This is a genomic window from Candidatus Limnocylindria bacterium (assembly GCA_036523395.1).
Taxonomy (GTDB): domain Bacteria; phylum Chloroflexota; class Limnocylindria; order P2-11E; family P2-11E; genus CF-39.
This window is the reverse complement of record DATDEH010000001.1, coordinates 1-4,163: the sequence shown is the minus strand read 5'-3', so window position 1 is coordinate 4,163 and position 4,163 is coordinate 1. Positions and strand designations below refer to the sequence as shown.

Here is a 4,163-nt window from a genome sequence, read left to right as displayed (position 1 = left end):
GACTTGTGATTCACCTCGATGAGCTTGCCGACGATCGCGCCGTAGGCGACAGCCGACTGCCCATTGAAAGGTCCACCGTGGAGCTTGACCGTGACGCTAGCGGTGGATGATTTCAACGGGGAGGCCGGCGATCTCCGCCGGCCCCACCCTTACGTGCCTTTTGTGCTTTGAGCGCGGCGATCCGATTCTTCTCGGCCTTGTCGCGCTTCGGTCCTTTTTGCTTCGGCACTAGCTAGTAACGGCTACGAGACTGCGACGGACGTCGCTGCTCGAAGCAGTCGCTGCAGTAGACGGGCTTGTCACCACGCGGCTGGAACGGCACGCGGGCTTCCTTGCCACAGTTGCTGCAGGTCGCGGTGAACATCTCGCGGGCGCCGCCGCCGTATCCACCACCACCACCGCCACCACCACCGCCACCGGCGCGGCGCGCCGCGCGGTCAGCGGGGCAACGGCTCGGGGGGTTCTGAAGGCCACGGCTCGCGTAGAACTCTTGCTCTCCGGCGGTCCAGATGAACTCTTGGCCACAGTCGCGACAGGTCAGGGTCTTGTCTGCGAAAGACACTCAGGTCTCCTCTCGTATTTGCCTCTGCGCTTCGAGGATCGGGACCAGTCTCTACGTGAGGATGACCTGCACGCGACCTACTACGTTCCGGGCCCTTGTCCGCCAGCGGCGCTCCGCCTTGCGGAGCCCTTTAAGTGTATGTCCGACGGCCCCGTGTCGGCCTGTGCAGCCTGACCAACGTGACGGGCCGTCGTTGACGGAGGTCGGCACCGGTCCCTAGCGTCACTGGCGATGGCTTTCCGGCTTCTCCCGATCATCCTTCCGGCCCCGATCCCGGGGCCAATTTCGCGTTCGGGAGGCTGAGCCGCACCTCGCAACCGCACCCAGGCACCGCAAAACGGCCTCCCAGAACGGGAGGCCTTTCTGTTGTCAGGACATTGAAGGAGTGACATGGCAAGACAACTGGAGATCGGCGATCGGGACCGGCTGAACGAGGTCTTCGGCTCGTTCATCGACGAGACGATCGGCATCGTCGCGCGGCAGACGCGCGACACGGTCTCGTTCGCGGTGGGCTCACCGGCCCGCGAAGCGCTCGATCTCGTCGGCGCCGACGAGCTGGCGGCGACCGTGATCCGCCGCGAGGGCGCAAGCGCCCTCGGCTACACGATGACCGAGGGCGAGCCGGAGCTCCGCGCCGCCGTCGCGGCCGACGCGCGCGCACGCGGGATCGCCGCCGATCCGGAAGAGGTGCTCATCAGCGCCGGAGCGCTCCAGGCGATCGACCTCGCGTGCCGGGTCTATCTGCGACCAGGCGACGTGGTCGTGACGGAGTCGCCGGCGTTCGCGAACGCGCTGTCGGCGTTCCGCAACCACGGCGCGCGCGTCGTCGAGGTCCCCATCGACGACGAAGGACTCGATGTCGCCGAGGCCGCGCGCGTCCTCCGTCGCGACGGGCTCGCGCCGCGGATGTTCTTCATCGTGCCGAACTTCCAGAATCCGACCGGCGAGACGATGTCGGATCGCCGCCGCGACGCGCTGCTCGCGCTCGCGGCAACGTACGGCGCCGTCGTCATCGAGGACGATCCCTACGGCCTCCTTCGCTACCGCGGCACGGACATCGCGCCGCTCGCCGCGCGCGACTCCGCCACCGAGGTCGTCTCGATAGGCAGCTTCTCGAAGACGTTCCTCCCCGGCCTGCGCGTCGGGTGGGTCATCGCCGACCGCGAGGTGATCGGTCGCATGGCGGCAGCGAAGCAGACGATGGACTCGTCGACCGGAACGCTCGGTCAGCGCATCGTGCTCGAATTCGAACGCCGGGGCGGCGCTCCCGCGCACGTCGCGAAGCTGCGTGACATGTATCGCGCGAAGCTCGAGCGGGGTGGCGCCGCGCTCGAGCGCGAGTTCGCCGGGACCGGTGTGCGCTGGAACGACCCCGATGGCGGCTTCTACTTCTGGGTCCGCCTTCCTTCCGGCATGAGCTCAGCAACTCTGCTGACCGTCGCGCTGGAGGCGGGCGTCGCCTTCGTGCCTGGACACGCGTTCGCTATCGCGCGCGATCACTCGGAGGCGTTCCGCTTCTCCATCAGCGGACCGACTCTCGAGCGGATCGACGAAGGAGTACGGCGGTTGCGGCGCGCCTTTGACCGGGTCGCATCATGACCGTCGTGGAGAAGCCGGCGCTGTCGCGTGCCGCGGTCGTCGAGGCCGCTGCGCGCATCGCGCCGCATGTCCGCCGCACGCCGACCGAGCGATCGCCGGCGCTTTCGCAGCTCGCCGGCCGCGAGGTGTATCTCAAGCTCGAGAACCTGCAGCGCACCGGTGCGTTCAAGATCCGCGGCGCGCTGAACGCGCTCACGCGCCTCGATGCGGCGAAGCGCACAGCGGGTGTCGTGACCGCGTCCGCCGGCAACCACGGACAAGGTGTCGCGTTCGCCGCGCAGCTCGTCGGCGCGCCCGCGACCGTCGTGTTGCCGCAGGGCGTCCCGCTGGCGAAGCTCACCGCGATCCAGCGCAGCGGCGCCGAGACCGTGCTCGCCGACGGCGGCTACGACGAAGCGCACGCTGTCGCCCTCGACATCGCGCGCGAGCGCGGACGCACGTACGTGCACGCGTTCGACGACGACGACGTCATCGCCGGTCAGGGAACCGTCGCTCTCGAGATGCTCGAGGACGCCGACGAGCTCGACACGCTCGTCGTACCGGTGGGCGGCGGCGGGCTGATCGCGGGGATCGCGCTCGCCGCGTCGGAGCGGAGGCCGCGCCTGCGCATCATCGGCGTGCAGTCCGACGGCGCCTCGGCCTTCGCGGAGTCGTTCCGCGACGGACGCATCACCGAGAGAGCGGCTGCGACGATCGCCGACGGCATCGCGGTGCGCCGCCCCGCGGAGCGGACGCTCGCGATCGTTCGTACGTACGTCGACGACATCATCACCGTCAGCGATCAGGCCATCGCGCGCGCGATCGTCGTGCTGCTCGAGCGCACTAAGATGCTCGCAGAGGGCGCGGGCGCCGCGGGCATCGCCGCGGTCCTCGAGGCGAACGGCCACGTCGGCGGTCAAAAGGTCGGCGTCGTGGTGAGCGGCGGCAACATCGACCCCAACCTCCTCGGCAAAGCGCTGCAGCAGGGTCTTGCGTCGGCTGGCCGCTATCTGGCGTTCCGCACCTGGCTCGACGACCGGCCGGGCATGCTGCACGAGCTCACCGGCATCCTCACCGCCGAGCGGATCAACATCCTTCACGTTGGGATCCACCGCGTCGGCCCGTACGCCGGACTCGGCCGCGTCGGCCTCGACGTCATCGTGGACACCCGCGATCGCGCGCACGCCGACTCGGTGCTCGCGCTGATCCGCGGGCACGGGTTCCCTGCCGAGGAGCTCGACACGTCGGCGCCGTGACCAGGCGCACGCTCGCGGAGAAGGTCTGGGAGCAGCACGTCGTGCGGCGGGCCGCGGGCGAGCCGGATCTTCTCTACGTCGATCTCCATCTCGTCCATGAGGTGACCTCGCCGCAGGCGTTCGAAGGGCTGCGGCTTGCGCACCGCAAGGTGCGGCGGCCCGACCTCACGCTGTCGACGATGGATCACAACGTGCCGACGACGGTCGCGACTCCCGCCGACGACATCTCCCTGAAGCAGATGGAAGCGATGGCCCGCAACGCGCGCGAGTTCGGCATCCGTCTCTTCCCGATGGGCGCGCCGGAGCAGGGGATCGTCCACGTCATCTCGCCGCAGCTCGGACTCACGGAGCCGGGCATGACGATCGTGTGCGGCGACAGCCATACGTCGACGCACGGCGCCTTCGGCGCGATCGCGTTCGGGATCGGGACGAGCGAGGTCGAGCACGTCCTCGCGACGCAGACGCTCTGGGCCAAGCGCCCCGGCACGATGGCGGTCACCGTCGAGGGCGCGCTTCCGCATGGCGTGTGGGCGAAGGACGTGATCCTCGGGATCATCGCGCGCATCGGCGTGAGCGGCGGTGTCGGCACGGTGATCGAATATCGCGGCTCGGCGATCCGCGCGCTGTCGATGGAAGGGCGCATGACCATCTGCAACATGTCGATCGAGGCGGGCGCGCGCGCTGGGATGGTCGCGCCCGACGACACGACCTACGCCTACGTCGAGAAGCGCCAGCACGCGCCGAAGGGCGCGCAGTGGGAGCGCGCG

Annotated in this window: 4 protein-coding genes; 3 read left to right on the top strand and 1 reads right to left on the bottom strand. The window is 69.2% G+C overall.

The features are described 5' to 3' along the window. Positions 1-232: 232 nt before the first annotated feature. Positions 233-562: a zinc-ribbon domain containing protein gene (locus tag VI056_00020; protein ID HEY6201400.1), complete on the bottom strand. Its 330-nt coding sequence runs from the start codon at positions 560-562 to the stop codon at positions 233-235. Between the two features lie 390 nt (positions 563-952). Between VI056_00020 and VI056_00015 the strand changes: the two genes are divergently transcribed. The 3 genes from VI056_00015 to VI056_00005 form a co-directional block, all read left to right on the top strand. Further along, a complete protein-coding gene (locus VI056_00015) occupies positions 953-2,161 on the top strand; it encodes a PLP-dependent aminotransferase family protein (GenBank protein ID HEY6201399.1) in 1,209 nt (402 codons plus the stop codon). 5 nt (positions 2,162-2,166) lie between these two features. Continuing rightward, positions 2,167-3,396, top strand: coding sequence for a threonine ammonia-lyase (ilvA, locus tag VI056_00010; protein HEY6201398.1), 1,230 nt, complete (start codon positions 2,167-2,169; stop codon positions 3,394-3,396). Continuing rightward, a partial coding sequence (locus VI056_00005; protein HEY6201397.1) for an aconitase family protein occupies positions 3,393-4,163 on the top strand: 771 nt, incomplete at its 3' end. The genes ilvA and VI056_00005, both read left to right, overlap by 4 nt.

Excerpts from the sequence above, each read along its gene's own strand:
- VI056_00015 (HEY6201399.1), top strand. The coding sequence starts at position 953 with ATGGCAAGACAACTGGAGATCGGCGATCGGGACCGGCTGAACGAGGTC.